Annotated in this window: 19 protein-coding genes, 1 tRNA gene and 1 pseudogene; 5 read left to right on the top strand and 16 right to left on the bottom strand. The window is 47.3% G+C overall.

What is annotated here, in order from left to right:
- The first annotated feature begins 114 nt into the window (after positions 1-114).
- Genes VSQ62_RS29470 through VSQ62_RS29455 form a run of 4 tightly spaced genes read left to right on the top strand, consistent with a single transcriptional unit; the run spans position 115 to position 3,102 of the window.
- The gene (locus tag VSQ62_RS29470; protein WP_334638426.1) at positions 115-1,449 is read left to right on the top strand and encodes an MATE family efflux transporter; all 1,335 of its coding nucleotides are present in this window, start codon (positions 115-117) and stop codon (positions 1,447-1,449) included.
- Positions 1,450-1,479: 30 nt separating this feature from the next.
- Positions 1,480-2,109: a TlpA family protein disulfide reductase gene (locus VSQ62_RS29465; RefSeq protein ID WP_334638425.1), complete on the top strand. Its 630-nt coding sequence runs from the start codon at positions 1,480-1,482 to the stop codon at positions 2,107-2,109.
- On the top strand, positions 2,106-2,255 hold the full coding sequence (locus tag VSQ62_RS29460) for a CD1871A family CXXC motif-containing protein (protein WP_334638424.1): 150 nt from the start codon (positions 2,106-2,108) through the stop codon (positions 2,253-2,255). Before VSQ62_RS29465 ends, VSQ62_RS29460 begins: the two co-directional genes overlap by 4 nt.
- 46 nt (positions 2,256-2,301) lie before the next feature.
- A complete protein-coding gene (locus VSQ62_RS29455; protein ID WP_334638540.1) occupies positions 2,302-3,102 on the top strand; it encodes a 4Fe-4S binding protein in 801 nt (266 codons plus the stop codon).
- Positions 3,103-3,119: 17 nt separating this feature from the next.
- On the opposite strand, the gene VSQ62_RS29450 is transcribed toward VSQ62_RS29455, so the two are convergent.
- The 7 genes from VSQ62_RS29450 to VSQ62_RS29420 are packed head-to-tail and all read right to left on the bottom strand — an operon-like array spanning position 3,120 to position 8,061.
- Positions 3,120-4,178 (bottom strand): type IV pilus twitching motility protein PilT, encoded by a 1,059-nt coding sequence (locus VSQ62_RS29450; protein ID WP_334638423.1) that lies wholly within the window; start codon positions 4,176-4,178, stop codon positions 3,120-3,122.
- Positions 4,179-4,236: 58 nt separating this feature from the next.
- Positions 4,237-4,719 (bottom strand): hypothetical protein, encoded by a 483-nt coding sequence (locus tag VSQ62_RS29445; protein ID WP_334638422.1) that lies wholly within the window; start codon positions 4,717-4,719, stop codon positions 4,237-4,239.
- A 44-nt stretch (positions 4,720-4,763) separates the two neighbouring features.
- Positions 4,764-5,201, bottom strand: a complete 438-nt coding sequence (locus VSQ62_RS29440; RefSeq protein WP_334638421.1) for a type IV pilus modification PilV family protein — start codon at positions 5,199-5,201, stop codon at positions 4,764-4,766.
- Complete coding sequence (locus tag VSQ62_RS29435) at positions 5,198-5,683, bottom strand: DUF4860 domain-containing protein (protein ID WP_334638420.1); 486 nt, start codon at positions 5,681-5,683, stop codon at positions 5,198-5,200. Before VSQ62_RS29435 ends, VSQ62_RS29440 begins: the two co-directional genes overlap by 4 nt.
- Complete coding sequence (locus VSQ62_RS29430) at positions 5,684-6,019, bottom strand: hypothetical protein (RefSeq protein ID WP_334638419.1); 336 nt, start codon at positions 6,017-6,019, stop codon at positions 5,684-5,686.
- Between the two features lie 12 nt (positions 6,020-6,031).
- A complete protein-coding gene (locus tag VSQ62_RS29425; RefSeq protein WP_334638418.1) occupies positions 6,032-7,075 on the bottom strand; it encodes a type II secretion system F family protein in 1,044 nt (347 codons plus the stop codon).
- Positions 7,076-7,089: 14 nt separating this feature from the next.
- Positions 7,090-8,061, bottom strand: coding sequence for a transglutaminase-like domain-containing protein (locus VSQ62_RS29420; RefSeq protein ID WP_334638417.1), 972 nt, complete (start codon positions 8,059-8,061; stop codon positions 7,090-7,092).
- 115 nt (positions 8,062-8,176) lie between these two features.
- On the opposite strand from VSQ62_RS29420, the gene VSQ62_RS29415 reads away from it, so the two are divergent.
- A tRNA-Ala gene (locus VSQ62_RS29415) sits at positions 8,177-8,252 on the top strand.
- Positions 8,253-8,853: 601 nt separating this feature from the next.
- Here VSQ62_RS29415 and VSQ62_RS32560 read toward each other — a convergent pair.
- The 9 genes and pseudogenes from VSQ62_RS32560 to VSQ62_RS29375 all read right to left on the bottom strand — a co-directional run.
- A pseudogene (locus tag VSQ62_RS32560) lies at positions 8,854-9,900 on the bottom strand (recombinase family protein); the annotation flags it as partial.
- Between the two features lie 232 nt (positions 9,901-10,132).
- Positions 10,133-10,360 (bottom strand): DUF4314 domain-containing protein, encoded by a 228-nt coding sequence (locus VSQ62_RS29410; RefSeq protein ID WP_334638416.1) that lies wholly within the window; start codon positions 10,358-10,360, stop codon positions 10,133-10,135.
- Positions 10,350-11,387, bottom strand: a complete 1,038-nt coding sequence (locus VSQ62_RS29405; protein ID WP_334638415.1) for a hypothetical protein — start codon at positions 11,385-11,387, stop codon at positions 10,350-10,352. The genes VSQ62_RS29410 and VSQ62_RS29405 overlap by 11 nt, the downstream gene beginning before the upstream one ends.
- Before the next feature lie 101 nt (positions 11,388-11,488).
- Positions 11,489-11,674, bottom strand: a complete 186-nt coding sequence (locus VSQ62_RS29400) for a DUF5049 domain-containing protein (RefSeq protein ID WP_334638414.1) — start codon at positions 11,672-11,674, stop codon at positions 11,489-11,491.
- Between the two features lies 1 nt (position 11,675).
- Entirely contained in the window at positions 11,676-12,170 is a 495-nt protein-coding gene (locus VSQ62_RS29395) for a gamma-glutamylcyclotransferase family protein (protein WP_502957870.1), read from the bottom strand.
- On the bottom strand, positions 12,167-13,123 hold the full coding sequence (locus VSQ62_RS29390; protein ID WP_334638413.1) for an amidoligase family protein: 957 nt from the start codon (positions 13,121-13,123) through the stop codon (positions 12,167-12,169). The genes VSQ62_RS29395 and VSQ62_RS29390 overlap by 4 nt, the downstream gene beginning before the upstream one ends.
- Positions 13,124-13,359: 236 nt before the next feature.
- Positions 13,360-13,566, bottom strand: coding sequence for a hypothetical protein (locus tag VSQ62_RS29385; protein WP_334638412.1), 207 nt, complete (start codon positions 13,564-13,566; stop codon positions 13,360-13,362).
- 51 nt (positions 13,567-13,617) lie between these two features.
- Positions 13,618-14,589 carry a replication-relaxation family protein gene (locus tag VSQ62_RS29380; RefSeq protein ID WP_334638411.1) on the bottom strand — a complete coding sequence of 324 codons (972 nt, stop codon included), beginning with the start codon at positions 14,587-14,589 and terminating at the stop codon, positions 13,618-13,620.
- Positions 14,586-16,748, bottom strand: a complete 2,163-nt coding sequence (locus tag VSQ62_RS29375) for a type IV secretory system conjugative DNA transfer family protein (protein ID WP_334638410.1) — start codon at positions 16,746-16,748, stop codon at positions 14,586-14,588. The genes VSQ62_RS29380 and VSQ62_RS29375 overlap by 4 nt, the downstream gene beginning before the upstream one ends.
- Positions 16,749-16,778 lie beyond the last annotated feature (30 nt).

The raw sequence follows: 16,778 nt of genomic DNA, 5'->3' as shown, positions 1-16,778 counted from the left end.
ATGTTGATAGAGTATTATCCTGTAAACCTTTGCTTTTTAATACAGTAATTTTGTCATATATGATATAATAACAAGTAAAATAATAAGAAAGGAATACAGGATATTTGATAAATTATGGCGACAGATTTTTCACGCAATACCGTATCAAAAAATATCATCTCACAGGCAGTTCCTCTGATCCTTGCGCAGATCGTACAGATACTCTATAATGTGGTAGACAGAGTATATATCGGTCACCTGCCGGGTTCAGACGGCCTGGCGCTGACTGGGATAGGCCTGGCATTCCCGGTTACGACTTTGGTTATGGCGTTCACGCAGCTATTGGGAGCGGGCGGTACGCCTTTATTTTCTATGGCAAGAGGAGCGGGTGAGGATGAACAGGCAGGGAAGATCATGGGAAATGCATTCTCGATGCTTCTGAGATGTTCCTTGCTTCTGCTTGTATTCTGCTATATCTTCCGAAGGCCCATCCTGTTTTTATTCGGGGCAAGCGAGGCATCCTATGTCTATGCAGATGCGTATCTGAAAATATATTTGCTTGGTACATCATTCTCTATGGTATCAGCCGGAATGAACGGTTATATCAACGCACAGGGATTCCCGGGAACGGGTATGTTCACGACGATCATAGGAGCAGTCCTGAATCTGATCCTGGATCCTCTCTTTATCTTCGTATTTCACATGGGAGTATCGGGTGCGGCGCTGGCTACGGTGATCAGCCAGATGATATCGGCTCTGTGGGTGGTAAGGTTCCTTACGGGATCGAAGGCGGTCCTGCATATCAAGAGAGAATTCTTAAGAATCGACTGGAAGCTGACAGGGCAGATCGCTTCGCTGGGATTGTCGGGCTTCATCATGCAGTCCACGAACTGCCTCGTGAGCATACTGTGCAATACGACGCTGCGGGATTTCGGAGGGGACTTGTATGTAGGAATCATGACGGTGATCAATTCGATCCGGGAGGTCATGACGCTTCCGGTTCATGGATTCACCAGCGGATCACAGCCGGTCCTTGGCTATGACTATGGGGCGGGGAAGCCGGGGAGGGTCAGGGAAGGGATCCGATTCGTGACGGTTACGGCCATCGTCTACACGCTTCTGGCGTGGATAGCGGTCATTGTCTCGCCGCGGTTCTTGTTATCGGTATTTACGAATAACAAAGAAATGCTGAATGCGGGGGAACATGCCCTCAATCTGTACTTTATGGGTTTTTGCTTTATGGCATTCCAGTTTTGCGGACAATGTACCTTCGTGGCGCTTGGGCGGTCGAAGCAGGCGGTGTTCTTCTCCCTGCTGCGCAAAGCGGTCATTGTGGCTCCGCTTACGGTCCTTCTGCCAAGATTAGGGCTTGGGGTGGACGGCGTCTTTCTCGCAGAACCAATATCCAATGTGATCGGAGGAAGCTCTTGTTTTATTGCAATGTATCTGCAGGTGTATCGGAAGCTGTGAAGAATATATGGAAAGTGAGGAGAAATGAGTATGATTCTTAGAAAGAAATTATTGCAGGCATTATCCATATTAGGGATGTGCAGTGTGATCATTGCCGGAGGCTGTGCATCCGGGGAAGATTCATCTTCCAAGCTAAAGGAAGATGCAGCGCAGGAGGAGAAGGCGGATCAGGAAATTCTGGATGCTGGCGGATCAGAGGCTTCCGATGGCGGAAGTCTGGGAGAATTCTCCATGGAGGATGTGAACGGCGAGACCTATACCCAGGAGATGTTCGCCGATCATGACCTGACTATGATCAATGTATTTACAACCTGGTGTTCGCCGTGTATCCGGGAGATTCCGGATCTGGAGAAGTTAAGCAAAGAAATGGAAGATCAGGGAGTGCAGGTTGTCGGGATCGTTCTGGACGTTGCCGGAAATGCAGATGAAGAGACCATAGAGAAGGCGAAGCTTCTGGCAGAGAAGACGGGGGCGGCTTATCCCTTCCTGATACCGGATGCAGGCTATCTGAACGGCAGGCTTGCAGGTATCAGTGCGGTGCCGGAGACATTTTTCGCGGACAAAGAGGGCAATATCGTCGGAAAAACGTATTCAGGAAGCCGTTCTTTTGAAGATTGGAAAGGTATTGTGGAGAAAGAGCTGGAAGGAGTAAGGCAATGATCCGTTTGATCAGGTCATCCCGGATCGGAATCATCGTGGCTGCCGCAGGGCTTCTGATCATGGGATGCGGCATTTCAAGAGGAGAGATGCCGGTAGTTTTCGAAAAGGCAGTCAATATCTGTATGGAGTGTGTGGGAATTGGATAGAAGAAATAAAGATAGGCAGACAGGGGCAGCCGGGAAGAGACGCCGTATGATTCAGGTATTATGGGCGTTTCTTATCAACAGCTATCTTGTGGGATTCGTACAGGGGAAGATCTACAGGGGGAAGCTTAAGAACTTATGTGTTCCTGGTCTTAACTGTTATTCCTGTCCGGGAGCCGTCGGTTCCTGCCCTATCGGGGCGATGCAGGCGGTGATCGGAAGCTGGAACTTCAAATTCGCGTTCTATGCGGCGGGTTTTCTGATGTTCATAGGTGCGCTGATGGGACGGTTTGTCTGCGGATGGCTGTGTCCGTTCGGATTGATTCAAGATCTGCTGTACAAGATACCTTTTTTGAGAAAGATAAATACATTTAAGGGAGACAAGCTGCTTCGAAAGTTAAAATACGTGATATTGCTTGTGTTTGTGATATTGCTTCCGATGTTCCTGGTAGATGTGCTGGGGCAGGGGTTGCCGTATTTCTGCAAATTCATCTGTCCGGCAGGTACGCTGGAAGGAGGAATTCTGCTTGTATTGTTTAACGAATCCATGCGGGGCGCTCTTGGATGGCTGTATGCCTGGAAAAGCGTGCTGCTGGCTGTCACGATTCTTTTGTCTGTCGTGATCTACCGGCCTTTTTGCAAATATATATGTCCGCTGGGGGCGGTGTACTCGGTATTTAACCCGATCGCGGTGTTCCGCTACCGGATAGACAAAGAAAAATGCACAGGCTGCGGTGCCTGTGCAAGAGTTTGCAAGATGCAGGTAGATCCTGCAAAGAATGTCAACCACGCGGAGTGTATCCGCTGCGGCGCCTGCAAGGACGCCTGTCCGGTGAAGGTAATATATTAGTGTGCTGCCTGCATTATCTAGCGAAGTTTTTTGGACAGCATATCTGGATTGGTTGCATAGGATAACGCCGTATCCCTTGTGATGGTTCCCTCCTGGCAAAGCCGGGCAAGACAGGTATCCATGGAGAACATATCCTGGTTGGAGGAGGAATAGATAATACCGTCGATCTGCGGAATCTTGTTGTCGCGGATCATGTTGCGGATCGCAGGTGTAACGGTCATAAGCTCAAAAGCCGGCACCATAGTTCCGTGTACGGAAGGAACTAATTGCTGTGATACGACAGCCTGCAGGACCATAGACAACTGAACTGCGATCTGGCGCTGCTGGCTTGGCGGAAATACGTCGATGATACGGTCGATGGTATTCGCACTTCCGATCGTATGCAGGGTAGAGAAGATCAGATGGCCGGTCTCGGCAGCAGTCATTGCAACCTGTATCGTCTCATAGTCGCGCATCTCTCCTAAGAGAATGACGTCCGGGCTCTGACGGAGGGATGCCCTGAGAGCGGTTACATAGCTCTCGGTGTCCACACTGATCTCACGTTGGCTTACGATACTTTTCTTATGCTGATGAAGGAATTCTAACGGATCCTCCAGTGTAATTATGTGCTTCTCAAAATTACGGTTGATATCGTCGATCATACAGGAAAGGGTTGTGGATTTCCCGCTCCCGGCAGGACCGGTTACTAAGACCAGACCTTTTGAAAAACGTGCCAGCGACATGATATTGGAAGGAATTCCAAGTGTTTCCGGGTCTGGCAGTTCGAAAGTGATGATTCGGATAACTGCTGACAGCGACCCTCTCTGCTTGTATGCGTTGACACGGAAACGGGACATGCCGGGGACGGCAAAAGAAAAGTCATCATCGCCCGATATCATCAACTGATCCATAGAGCGGTTTCCTGCGAGTTCATAGATATTTTTCAGGATCTCTGCAGTGTCTTTGGGAAGGAGACGGTCTCCGGTATCTATGTTCATGGTATTGTTCATTCGCATAGAGGCCGGAAGACCGGCTATGATAAATATGTCAGAAGCATTGTTTTCGATTGCTTTCTGGAGTAATTCTATTGTATCCATATAATGAAATCTCTCCTATTCTATTAAATACATTTGGTCTGCAGAACACTGGCGTTACTTAAGGAGTAAAAAGATTAAGACGGTCGTCGCCCTTCCAATCTGATGCAGCGGCTTCTTTCCAGGATGTGATTCTGTAATATCCTTCTTTGACCTGGTCCGGTCTGTTCAGAGACAGGGCTACTCTGAGAACCTTAGATTCGCTGACAGGCACTTCATAAGTTATGGTTGGTATATCCTTCGAAAAATCGGCTGTAATGCGGTCTAAGCAATCCAATTGTTCACAGGCCTTTGCGTAGTATTGGCTCTGATCCTGGGTATAAGCGCTGTGAAGGATATCGTCAATCTCCATAAGTACCGCGGTCGCTTCATTTGATGCGTTGTAATAATCCGTGTTGTGTTCGGCTAGCTTCTGGCTGTAACGGTATTCACTTACCGAGCCGGATAATGACAGTGTTGAGAATGTTACCAGGCACAGGACAATGAATGTCATAAGTAACGATACGGAACCTATATTCGTTACGGGAAATGAATTTTGTTTCATAGTGGAAAATGTCCTCTCTGTGTAAGTAGTCGAATTGTCAGCGGTTAGTTCACCAACGGCGTATAGGCAGTTACTTCCAAAGAATAAATCTCTTTGGAAATATTATTGGCATAGACTGTGATACGGTAATCGGTCAGTCTGCGGTCAGCAGAGGATGCATCGACATCAAGATGATAGACAGAGGAATCCTTGGTGCAGGACTGAAAATTCTCGTTATAATAGATGGAACCGCCGTTTTCATCTATGTCACAATAGGAATAAATCTCTTGCAGATGATTGACTGGCTGTTTGGATTGGCTCAGAATCTCTGCTACAGAACTTGCCTGCCTTACTGCCATATCCAGTTCTTCCGTATTCTGTCCGAGTTTATGTGACTTCACAAATAGTTGAAGGCAGATGGCGCTTACAACAGAGAAGAACAGGATAGCAATGATGATCTCCATCAGAAGGAGCCCGGAGCGGCTGGATGTATGCTTCTTCATTGAACGCTCCTTTCTGAGACAACCAGTGAATCTTCGCGGTCCTGGCTGTCAACGGTAATAAACTGATAGAGACGGTCATCAATCTGTAAGATGGTCAGTGAAGATATCTCCATAATATCTTTGCCGTCCTTTAAGGAGACGGATGCATCATCTCTGGCAAACAGTTCCTTAAGCATTCCTTCATATTCATAGATATAAGTCGTATGAGGAACGTCGTTATAATCAGCGGCCAGAGCCAGACATTCAATGCCCTCAACAGTAGCAATCTCAAGGGCGCCGCCGGCGTCGTTCTGCCGTATCTTCTCGGAAATATAGGCCAGAGCCGTGCGGTTTTCATCATTTGCCTGAAGCTGATTCGTAGTAGAGCCGTAAATATCTGCGGCGAGGATCAGTACGACGAGCGAGGAAGCGGCAAATACGAAGAATAATGCAATTGGAAATATAAAATCTATGACATGCCTGCTTCGAGTCTGAAATCTCATCTATCTGCCCCTCCTGTCTATGATCGTGACGTCCGGCATAATATTGCTGCCAAGCGTCTGATAATCTACAAAAAACTTGTCGTCATCATAAGTAAGTCCATAATGCTCCTTCAAGTATTGAAGGCTCTCCGGGTAACTGCCTTCCATGGAATAACAGTGAACGATCCCTCGGTTGACAGCCTGCTTAAGAGTTCTGATCTCCTGCTCGTCTGTCTTATCCGATACAAGGGAGGTCCCTGCTGTGAACAGGAACACGATCAGGATAAAACAGCCGACAGATATTATAAAGTTCTTGGATACGGAACTTGTTTTCTGTGTTTCAAAACGATGTTTCATGACTGTTACCTCTTATAAGCTGGACATAATACCCATGAGCGGAAGCATTACCGACAGAAGAATCATACCAACGATCAGAGAAAGGATGATTACCAGCGTCGGTTCAAGGGTTGCGATCATATTGGTGAACTTCTGGTCGATCTCTTCCTGGTATTTGTCGGCAATCTCCTGCATTACTTCATCAAGAACACCCGTCTTAGAACCGATAGAAGTCATACGTGCATAGATACCGGAGAATACGCCTGCATCCAGCAGAGATCTGGAGAAATCCTCACCCTTGTCAAGAGATTCCCGGCAGGAATTTAATTTGCCTGTGAAGCTGTCGTTATGAATCAGTCCGGTTACAAGATTCAGGCTTTCTTCCGGGCTCATTCCGCTGCTCAGGGTCAGAGCCATCCCGCTTGCAAACCGGCAGGCGGCAAGCTTCTCAGAGAAAGATCTGGTCCATGCGAATCTGGATGTAAAGGAAGCAAAAGAATTACGTCCCTTCTTCGTCCTTGTAAAATACAGGATCAATATAACGAACAAAACAATTACAGCAATCAGGATCACCGAATAATTATTGATAGTGATTCCAAAATCGAGGATTGCTTTGGAGAATCCGGTCATCTCACTTCCAAGCTGCTGGAATACCTGATTGAAGATAGGCATTACCTTCGTCATTAATACCAGGATAACCAACAGCATCATGAAAACCATGATAAGAGGATAGGTTACGGCATTCTTAATAGATTGGGAAATGGAAGCTTCGCGCTCATAGTGGGAAGTCAATGCGTCCATGACCTCATCAAGCTTCCCGGTATATTCACCGATCTGTACCATGTGCAGCATATAGTCAGGAAATGCCTCAGTGGAGACGAGCGCCTCGTGAAAGCTTCCGGTTGACTGTAAAGTATCATCCATGAGCTTAAGAAGATTAGTCTCTTCCTCATCGGATGTTTCTTCCAGCATCAGAGAGATTCCTTCCATGGCAGAGATACCGGAATGCAGTACCATTGCCATCTGTGAACAGAAGGAGGCAATCTCTGTGTTAGATAAGGGGGTTAGTGTTGCCATATGAACTCCTTTCTCTAGTAAGAATATTTTAAAACGTAATTAGAACCGTCGCCGATGTATTCTTTTAAGCCTTTGCTGTTCGTGCTGGCGGCAAATGTTGGGTCTATCAGGCTCCAGGAAGTGCCGTCGAATTCGATAATGTCATCGATCCATCCGGTACCGTTGATATAGGTACTGATCCAGGCATGATAAGCCTCGCCGGCATAACCGACTTCTAACTTGGTAGGAATGCCCTGGGAGCGGAGCATGGAAGACATCAAAGCGGCATAGTCAAAACAGATACCCTTGCCGGTCTTCAGCGTGTCGTCTACATCAGGGAGATAACCATAGGCCACGTTCTTGGCCTTATCGGTATCGTAGGTTACATTCTTGATCACATAGTGATAGATCTCGCGTACCACATCCAGGTCAGAATGAGCTTCGGATGCAAGGTCTTTGGCCTTGGCAACGGCCTGAGAATCGGATGTGAAGGACACATACTGGTTCGGGTACAGGAACGGCAGGAATTCATCTGAAATCGCCGCGTCAAAATCAGCAGTATATGCTACCGAGTACATATCTCCTTCTACATTCTCATAGACAGTAAAGGAATAAACTCCATTCCCCGCTGCCAGAGGGAATGTCTCGAATTCTCCGCTCTGTGACAGCAGATATGTGTAGGTAATATCACCGGGCGCTGCAATCTGCAGTTTGACTTTGGGATTGGTTCCGCGATACTGAACCATAGCATATCCCTGGTCTGTGTGGGATGCGTCAATGGTTACAAGGTCGGAGCCGTATGAGACGATTCCGTCAGCCGCCGGACTCAATACCTTGGGGGTGTTATCTCTAAGCGGGCCAGAATCCTTATCGGCGGTGTTCTTACCATTCTTACTGCCGCCGCCGGACTCAGCCGCATTGCTTTCCTGTCCGCCGCCGCAGCCGCAAGAAAGGATGCTGCATAGGATGAACAACAATATGGAATATAATATTGTCTTTTTGTTCATGTATAACATCCTCCTAGTTTGCTTATTAATGTGTTTAGTATACTACTTGAAAGAAGGAGAATCAATTAAAAGTTTTTCTTTTATTTTCCGAGAATTCGTGGTATAATCTGTTTATGGGGCATTAGCGCAGTTGGGAGCGCGCAACATTCGCATTGTTGAGGCCGTGGGTTCGAATCCCATATGCTCCACCAAAAAGTCGTTACTCCAACCTTTACCAAAAAAATTTGATAAGCGGTTGGATATTGAAGATAGGAAGTCCATGAGCAAATGCTCATGGACTTCTGCGTTATCTGCGGCAGCATTTAGCTGCGCTAACTCATCTTTAATCGGTTCTGTAAACATAGCAAACGGCTCAGCAAACTCTGCCGTCACTTTCCCGTCGGGACCAACCAGCAGACGTGTAAAGATGGCTTGGTTCATCATTTTTTTCATTTTATCGTTCGCCAGACGGTAAGTTAAGCCGCAGTCGGTAATCAACTCTATCGCATCATCCAGCCGTTCAATGATTGTGGTAAATGTATAATCATATGCTTTTGTCTGGTGATTAATCGCGGCAAGTTGTTTGGCGATTTTCTGTTGCTCGGTTTTAAGCAGATCAAGCGGAATAGCGTCATTGTAATGCGCCTCAAGGAGTTTCTTACGCTTTCGTTCCAGTTTGTCCTTTTCCCGGCGCAGTCCGTCTAATTCTGCCGCATATTTATCACGTTCCTTCTCTATATTCTTCCTTAGCCAGCTTTCCAAGTAATCAGCAACTTTGGGTGGGAAGGAATATTTGTTATAAAGCTGTTCCACTTGATGCTCTACGTCGGCAATTAATACTGCCCGCTGTTTACAATCGGTGCGTTTGTTATGCCGTCCGCCGCAGACAAAGTACGGATAACGGACGCCCGTATGGGATTTTGTATAGTTTACAAACATCCGTGACCCGCAATTTTTACAGAACACACTGCCCTTTAAGAAATGTGGGTGTTCACGGGTACGTTCACCATTAAAATGCGATTCCAAAATATCTTGTACCTGTTGCCAGGTGTCAGCGTCTACCAATGCAGGGTGCGTTCCGTCATACTCTACACCCTGGTATACAACAATGCCTTTGTAATAAGGGCTTATCAGTACTTTGTTTAAGGACTTTTTGTTGATAGGCTGGGACGGGATTCTGGGCGTGGCACGGGTAGTGAGACCGCAAGCCGCCAGATGTTCTGCCAAATCCTGTATTGTCCAGTTGCCGGTGGCATATTCCTCAAATGCCAGTTTAATCAGCGGAGCGCGTTCTTCGTCCAGTATGACTGTTCGTTCTTCACGCCCCTTATCGTCAATCCGCCGGATATTGAGATATCCAAGCGGGGCGCGGCTGGGTGTGCCGCCGCCTTTGACTTTCTCGTTTAAGCCCTTTCTGACCTCATTTGCCAAATTCTGTGAGTAAAACTCAGCAATGGAACTCATAATGCCATGCAGCAGCATTCCTGCCGGAGTATCGTCAATGCTTTCTGAGGCAGATACCAGCTGGACGCCGCAATCACGCAATGTGCGCATAATGTCAACGTCGTCGCCACGATTCCGGGCAAGACGGTCAACCTTATGTACAATCACGTAATCGACTCGATCTGCGTTTTCTTTTACATATTCCAGCATTTTCTGGAGTTCCGGGCGATCGGCAGACTTGGCGGAAGTTCCACGGTCAACAAATTCTTTTCCGACCATTGCTCCCATAGATAAAGCCTTCTTCTTGTTAGCTTCGCGCTGGGCAGGAATAGAAAAGCCTTCATCTGCCCCGCCGCCGCGCTCCGCCTGACCACGCGTCGATACGCGGAGATAGGACACAGCAAACTTCGGAGCCATAGCAGTAGCCAGAGACTGTAAAGGATTGTCTGATGCTTGGTTCATAAAACCTCTCCTTTCTGGGTATTTGTGCGATTATAACTCTGTTCGTACCTCACATCAAGCCGTTTATGCCTTTGTTATCAATAAGTTAATAATATCAGTTTAGTATTATGGAAAGTCTGCCCGCTATGGGGCAGACTGGTGTGTTTTGCAGCATTTTACTGCTGTGATTAAGGTACTAGCGATGGAACTATAACTTCCGTATCCGGTCAACCCCATATACAACACCAAGCCCGGAACCAGAGTCCCAGTCAACAAACACTGTTGCAGTATCGTCAACTAAGCGCACTGTGCCTTTATCGCCGGGTTTAAGGAGGCTGTAGGGGTCATCCATTCGGATAAGTTCTACCCGTGTGCCTCTGGGGTACATTTTCCGCACTTGTTCTACAGTGCGCTGGTCGGGGAAATTATTTGCCATAAAATTCACCTTCCTCATCTTCTTTTTCTGGCTCAGCTCTTATAATGCTTATCTCCTCTGGCGGAAATACGAGTTTCGGCGTAGTTGACGATGCTGTCTCTGTCGGATATGACGAGATTACGGTGTCCGTATCACGCTCCGGCTTATGACCAGATTTCCAACTGCTGTTGCCGGTGAGGTTTCTGAGTAGGATTTTCCGAGCGGTTTTGTACTCGTCCCCGATAAAGCCGAGCCTGATCAGAAACAGCCTCATATCGAACTTGGCATTCTCAATCGGCTTCTCTGTTGCTGTCACTCGCTTCTGACGCTTTGCCATGTTACAGATAGCGGTAACTAAGCGGCTGTAAGCATCGGCTTCGCCATCTAGTCCATGTAGTGTGAACCATGGGAAGGTGATTTTACCGTCAGTTTCTACAATCGACAGGTTGCCTGTTTCCAGAGCCTGCTTAAGTAGTGTCGCTTTACTGGCAACGATTTTTTCCAGATTCGCTCGTGCTTCGGGAGTAAACCCGGTGTCTGCGATCTCGATGGTCAGTTGATTTGGCGTGTCACTATCTGGTATTGTATCATCTGGCAGATTCTCATCTGTAGTAATTTCTTCCGGTTCTGTCCCATCTACGGTGGTTCCCGTGGCTGTAGCTTCTTTAGCAGCAATTTCCTCAATAATAGGCTCTGTTGCTGTGGTTTCTCCTGCCAAAACCTCCGTTACCTCGTCTGCTGGAGTTTCTTCGCCAACAGATACTTCCGTCATAAATTCTTCCACACCGGGTTCCTCTGCTGGATTATCTATGGCTACCGTTTCTGCCACAAAGCCCCGTTCTTGTAAATCACCGACAAGAACCGCTGCGAAGTCGGGATGGACGGTGCTGTTATACGATAGTACACCATTACGGTCTACGGTATAATTGCCAATGATATAGGAGAAACTAGGTGCGCCTTGGTATGCAGCGGGTTGATCTAATATCTGGCTGATGGCTTCAATCAGCGGCTTTCTATTACTGCCGCTAAGGTTGTAATTGTACTTCATGTTCACGTTTTGCTCCTTTCGTTTGCTTACACACATCTATCACTCTGATTGCATATTCCAGCAAGTCTTGTTTTGCTGGAATAATTATGGGCTAATGTGTGTTATTCTTCCGGAGCTTCACCAGTAAAGAGATAGTTAAGGTACTCTTTTCTGTGTTCTTCCAGATAAATTATCAGCTCAAAGTAGTTGTCGCGGTTAGCAAGCCACTGTACCATCTTTACATCCAGCATATTAGTTTCTCCGCTTTGCCGGATGGCTTCAATCTGTTCTTTAATTCTCTCCGTCATCCTATTCACCTCCCTCGTACTTTTTAGACAAATGTGACTCCCAGACCGAGTCCAGTACGGCTTGGCACAGGATTTTGGCGTCAAACCCAGAATCCTTATAACCTTGCCGGATGGTGTCAAAGTAACTGCGGGATGGCGTACCATATGGGTGTAGTCGTTTGTTCATGATATAAACCATCGCCTGCACCCGTTTGCCGTCCACCGTCACCTTTAGCATTTCTTTGCGGTAAAGATGAGGATAGCCCTCATAAATGTCGAGATTATGCTCATCATTTGGCTGCAACCGCCAGATGAGGATGGGAACTTTACTGCCTTGGCGTTTCTCAATCGTGGCTACGGCAGTACTTTTACCCAGGAACATCAACCGGTAGTTCTTAAGATATGTGGCTTTTACAGCCTCTGCTGTCGGACAGCGTTTTGCCATCTGCTCTAAGTTGAGATTGGAGCCGTAGGCGATATAGAATCTGTCTTTGATTGGATTGTTGGTTCCCATCATATGTTTTGTCCTCCATTCTGTGTGTTTCTGGTGTTAATGTGACTCCTGACATTCTCTCTGGAGCCGTACCGCCAAGCGGCATTGCCGCTTAGATGCTGGTACAGATGCTCCCGGCAGCTCTTGAACTCATCGCCGATAAACCCAATACGGTTGAGCCACACCCGCATGGCAAATTTCTCATTTTCTTCCTGTACTTTGCGGTAACTGGCGCTTTTCTGCGTCAATGCCTGATGGTTGAGCGCTAACGCCAGTACGATGTAGGCTCGGATCTTGCCAGCATGGAGCGTACTGTTGAACCCCCTCAGTTCTACTGTGTGGTTACCGTGGAAGAAACTGTGTAGATTAAGAAAATGATAGCGGCTGGTATGGTAGTGACCGTTACGGTTGCCCGTATAATTCTCATACCAGATAGATTCTATCTGTTCCAGCGTCTTTGGCTTAACCTCATTCATCCGCTCTACTAAGATAGCGTCCATTTTCTTACAATAACGTACCCTTTCCGGCATAATCTGCAGTGACTTATAGAGCAGATCATTATGCGCATAGATGATGTTGATGAAGTTGCGGATACTTCTGGGTGTATGGTTGGAGCCGTCGAGATGGATGTGGATGCCGCAGGACTTGTTGACAAATCCTCCGGCTTTTCTGAGTCTTCTAGCTAAAGCCTGTACCCGGTTAATATCTTCCCGGTAGAGCAGGATGGGGCTAACCAGTTCCACACTGTAACTATCATCAGCGGATATGGTTCTTCGCCCCTCCTTCTTCTGGCAGTGGAGACTGCCATCATACATGATCTTCCAGATCCGCCCATCGGGAGCCGTGATTTTATGGGTATCATAATAATCCCCGGCAGTGTCAATCGTGCCGCCTAAGAAATGTGCGGCAGTTTCTGCAGCTTCTGTCCGGGTAATCCCGGTGAACTCAATCTCCAGACCAAATCTTTTAGTAAACATTTGCCCTCCTTTCTAGCAGCCATATGCGGCAGGATGGGGCATATACGGATGCGCCCCAAACTACAGGCACGCATCATACTGCAATGTTTACTTGGTTTTTGTGTTATTTGTCTTTTGCTCTTTAATCCTCCTTTCTGGCTTTATCCAGACATTTATCTTTTGGTAAAACAGATATTGTTTGGACAGTCGCCTATGATATTTTGTATGGGGGAATAGGTTTGTAATTTGAAACTATGTCATAACATCCCCCTATCTTCCATAGCAGTAGATTTTACCGCAGTATCATCTACTGCTTTGTTACTGTCCTTAGTTTTAGAGCGATTAATTGCGACAGAAATCAATACTCTGCCCAATTTCTCAATATCCGGCATCTCTCTGAACTCTGGCGTAACAGATACGTTATGTGAGGACATCGGTCGTCCGCGTTTTCTTTTTACTGTCATATATGTTTTCCTTTCTATATTCATTATTTGTTTCTTTGGAGGCGGTATGGATCAACACAGCATCCCCCGATCCCCTCCCTCTAAGATAAGTTGCTCTAACTCGTCACTGGTGATTATGGCAAATAGTTTCGGTTGTTTATCAAAAACTGCTTTTAGGTGTCGGATAAGTTTTTCTTTCCGGGTGATACTTGGCACAATCCAAATCGTAAGAGGAAACATCTCTGATTCCATCTGCTCTAGTCCGCTGTGGTAATAGGTGTGGTATCTTTGACATTTCTCAATAATCTTTACGGGTGATTCGGTATCAAGGTCAACCTCGATAAAGTAACGGTCTTCATATTCTTTGGTTGTAGTTGCCGCATAGAGGTCGGGCTTGAGGGAGAGTGCCACCCCGGCGTTACTGTATGTCCGCCAGCACTCCGGCTCCAGCTGTAGAGAGGCAATCTCTGGTTCATGCTCTCGGCAAATCTCTGTCAGTCGGATAGCAATTTCTGCAACCGCCAAAGTATGAGCTAAATGATGAGGGCTAGGTTCAAAGAACCTCCGTATAGGATGTGCTTTGTTGTGGTGCAGCCGAAGCAGCCTTTCCCCGGCATGGGTCAGATACCAGATGAGTGAACTAGACCCGGCTCTTACTCCGCCAATCCTCCGGGAGAGGCTGTCAACCAGTCCAAAATTACATAGCTTCTTGAGGTTGCGGCTGGCAGCCCGGAGTCCGGCAGAAGGGTTAGCAGCATCGGTGAATAATAGCCGCTCAATTTGTCCGGTCATAAGATAGCGATATTTCTGTGCCGCCAGAAGTACCTCCCGGTCACGTATTCCTAAGCGGCTGTCAATCTCCTGCAACTTTCTCCTAGATATCCGCTGAGATATAGGGCTGTCGGTATCAGGGGTGGTACCTGCAGAAGTAGAGTCTGTAACCGGTACGGAGTAGGAATCGCATACCTTGTAACGGGAAAAGTCCGGTACTGCGGGCGTTTCCGCTTGTGGTTTGCTGTCTCCGTTCGTCAGTCGGTTCGTCATGGTCTTTTCTTCCTTCCGATATTAATGTCGCCGGGGTTCTCCTCGGCGTTTCTGTTATTAGTGGTAAATATGTTGAGGTATTCCTCCTCAATTTGTTCTGCTGGAATACCATAGATGGCTTGACAGCTAGCCTTAAGGTCAGCAGCGTTTCGCAAAGCTGGCGGTGGCGATAAAGTCTTGCCCTGTACCCAGCCAGTGTTCCTACCATTTGATTGGAACGAGGTATAAATCTGGTAACGGGGCAGAGTCATAAAATCCTCGGCTGTAAGTTCTGGTGCCATTGCTGCCATATCCTTTGCGTCCTTGCTGCTAAGTCCAAACACAATTTTGTTCCTCGCATTGGCATCAATCCCAGAGCGAATGTTGATGGGTAACTGGTCTCTATATTGGTGCGCCAGTGTTAACCCTACGCCTAAGCCTCTCGCCTGTGCTAAAGCGTCGGATAAATCAGTTGGCAAGCTGAGATAATCCTGAAGCTCATCGATGTAGATTTCTACAATGTGACGTTTCTCTGCTGGAATACCCGCCCGTGACAGTGCCAGTGTCCAAGTTAAGCCGACAATTAGTGAGCCTAAGAGCCTAGCACTTTCTCCTCCGGTTAATCCTTTGTTTAGGGGAACAAGTACAACTTTGCGCTTATAGAATAAATCCATCAGAGAAAACTTCGGCTTGGCTTGTCCAAGGACATTTCTTAACCCCGGTCTAAGAGTCAGTTGCCGGAGTTTATTCAGGACAGGAGAGATTTGTTGTTTCTTCTCTGTATCCCGTAAAGCCTCAAATTGTTCCCAGAATGGTCTGAGTGCCATGCGGTCTTTAACTTTGCTGGTGATTTTACGCCGGAAATTCTCATCCGTCAGTAGTGGCAACAACCATAAAAGCGTGGCATCCTCTACTCCTACAAGTGTCAGAAGTGCAGCTGTCAAAACATCTTGTGTATATATGCCCCAACAATCACTAAATATCTCCTTAAGAACGGAGAGGATGGCATCCGCAATCAGCGAGGGGCTGCCATAATCCTTGAACGCCAACGGGTTGAACCCACAGGGGCAGGAATCGGACGAGTCGATAATTACTAGATCATCAATGCGTTCTTCGGGAATCCGCATCAGTACATCGTTCACAAGGTCAGTTTTAGGATCGAGTACAAGGACGCTTCTTCCAGCATTAATATCTGATAAAATCAGGTGCAACATAGCAGTTGATTTTCCGCTGCCTGTCGGACCGATGAGGTGACAGTGTTCCAAGCTATCTCTTGGAGAAATACTTAGTCGCTTCGGGTTTGTCGCGTTCATGCTGACGGCAAAACTGCGGTCATTCTTCTGGTTGGTCGGATTCTTGTACCAGTTAGGCGGCAGAGTGAGTTTTGGATGCAAACCCGGCGTTCCGGGTAATTCTTCCTCCCCAGCAGGAAGCAACAGAAAGTTAGCTAATTCTTTGACAGATAGTTGTAAGGGAAAATGCCACGGTACATGAGCAGTGTTGAGGTCGGAAATCTTACTGTCTTCCTCCCGGATGCGTACACCTGCCGCCTCCAATACCTTGAACGCGCTAATAATACTGTGTATCTGGAAGCTCGTATTTTCTCCAGTTGTACCAATACGGATAGTAGCTTGGAAAGTATGTTGTTCGGATTTTTCTTTGACAGTTTTACGGCTCTCAGCGGTGGCTTTTTGCACATCACCAAGAAGTATTTGTAGCCATGTCGCATTAGGGTCGACGAGGTTGGCTGGTACTGGGGAAGGGGCATAAGCCCTCCCCAGTACAACTTGTATTACTATTTCTGTGCCGCTTTTATCTTCGGTCAACGCCGCCAGCCCCGCCCGAATTACTGCCTGTGTAATGTCGGTTTTGAGGGAGAGTATCGGACGGCTAATCTTGAGTTGTCGGGCGGCAGTAACAGCTATACGTTTTTCTGCACTCACCTCATGGAACTGGATATCGCCATGTGCCTTAATTGCCTCTTCAATATTTCTGATATACCGCTTGGCGGCTCCAAGGAGGTAACGCACTTTCCCGTTCCGGCTGTGTACCTCCCAGATAACTGCTCCCCGTGGCGATAATGCCGCTAAATGTGAGAGAGTCTCCCAGACGGTTTCTATTTTGTAAGGTCGCGCCCAGACCAGCTCGCGCCAGACCAGGCCTTCAATTGGATGCTTCAAGAATGCCCACTCCTTCCTATGTTTCTTGTG

The organism is Sporofaciens sp. JLR.KK001 (assembly GCF_036941055.1).
Classification (GTDB): Bacteria; Bacillota; Clostridia; order Lachnospirales; family Lachnospiraceae; genus Sporofaciens.
The sequence above is the reverse complement of the archived record's forward strand: the minus strand, read 5'-3'. Positions and strand labels throughout refer to the sequence as shown.

What these genes read in the sequence shown, in the direction of transcription:
- VSQ62_RS29470 (WP_334638426.1), top strand. Translation starts at nt 115, where the DNA reads ATGGCGACAGATTTTTCACGCAATACCGTATCAAAAAATATCATCTCA.
- VSQ62_RS29465 (WP_334638425.1), top strand. Translation starts at nt 1,480, where the DNA reads ATGATTCTTAGAAAGAAATTATTGCAGGCATTATCCATATTAGGGATG.
- VSQ62_RS29460 (WP_334638424.1), top strand. Translation starts at nt 2,106, where the DNA reads ATGATCCGTTTGATCAGGTCATCCCGGATCGGAATCATCGTGGCTGCC.
- VSQ62_RS29455 (WP_334638540.1), top strand. Translation starts at nt 2,302, where the DNA reads ATGATTCAGGTATTATGGGCGTTTCTTATCAACAGCTATCTTGTGGGA.
- VSQ62_RS29450 (WP_334638423.1), bottom strand. Translation starts at nt 4,178, where the DNA reads ATGGATACAATAGAATTACTCCAGAAAGCAATCGAAAACAATGCTTCT.
- VSQ62_RS29445 (WP_334638422.1), bottom strand. Translation starts at nt 4,719, where the DNA reads ATGAAACAAAATTCATTTCCCGTAACGAATATAGGTTCCGTATCGTTA.
- VSQ62_RS29440 (WP_334638421.1), bottom strand. Translation starts at nt 5,201, where the DNA reads ATGAAGAAGCATACATCCAGCCGCTCCGGGCTCCTTCTGATGGAGATC.
- VSQ62_RS29435 (WP_334638420.1), bottom strand. Translation starts at nt 5,683, where the DNA reads ATGAGATTTCAGACTCGAAGCAGGCATGTCATAGATTTTATATTTCCA.
- VSQ62_RS29430 (WP_334638419.1), bottom strand. Translation starts at nt 6,019, where the DNA reads ATGAAACATCGTTTTGAAACACAGAAAACAAGTTCCGTATCCAAGAAC.
- VSQ62_RS29425 (WP_334638418.1), bottom strand. Translation starts at nt 7,075, where the DNA reads ATGGCAACACTAACCCCCTTATCTAACACAGAGATTGCCTCCTTCTGT.
- VSQ62_RS29420 (WP_334638417.1), bottom strand. Translation starts at nt 8,061, where the DNA reads ATGAACAAAAAGACAATATTATATTCCATATTGTTGTTCATCCTATGC.
- VSQ62_RS29410 (WP_334638416.1), bottom strand. Translation starts at nt 10,360, where the DNA reads ATGGCAAATAATTTCCCCGACCAGCGCACTGTAGAACAAGTGCGGAAA.
- VSQ62_RS29405 (WP_334638415.1), bottom strand. Translation starts at nt 11,387, where the DNA reads ATGAAGTACAATTACAACCTTAGCGGCAGTAATAGAAAGCCGCTGATT.
- VSQ62_RS29400 (WP_334638414.1), bottom strand. Translation starts at nt 11,674, where the DNA reads ATGACGGAGAGAATTAAAGAACAGATTGAAGCCATCCGGCAAAGCGGA.
- VSQ62_RS29395 (WP_502957870.1), bottom strand. Translation starts at nt 12,170, where the DNA reads ATGATGGGAACCAACAATCCAATCAAAGACAGATTCTATATCGCCTAC.
- VSQ62_RS29390 (WP_334638413.1), bottom strand. Translation starts at nt 13,123, where the DNA reads ATGTTTACTAAAAGATTTGGTCTGGAGATTGAGTTCACCGGGATTACC.
- VSQ62_RS29385 (WP_334638412.1), bottom strand. Translation starts at nt 13,566, where the DNA reads ATGACAGTAAAAAGAAAACGCGGACGACCGATGTCCTCACATAACGTA.
- VSQ62_RS29380 (WP_334638411.1), bottom strand. Translation starts at nt 14,589, where the DNA reads ATGACGAACCGACTGACGAACGGAGACAGCAAACCACAAGCGGAAACG.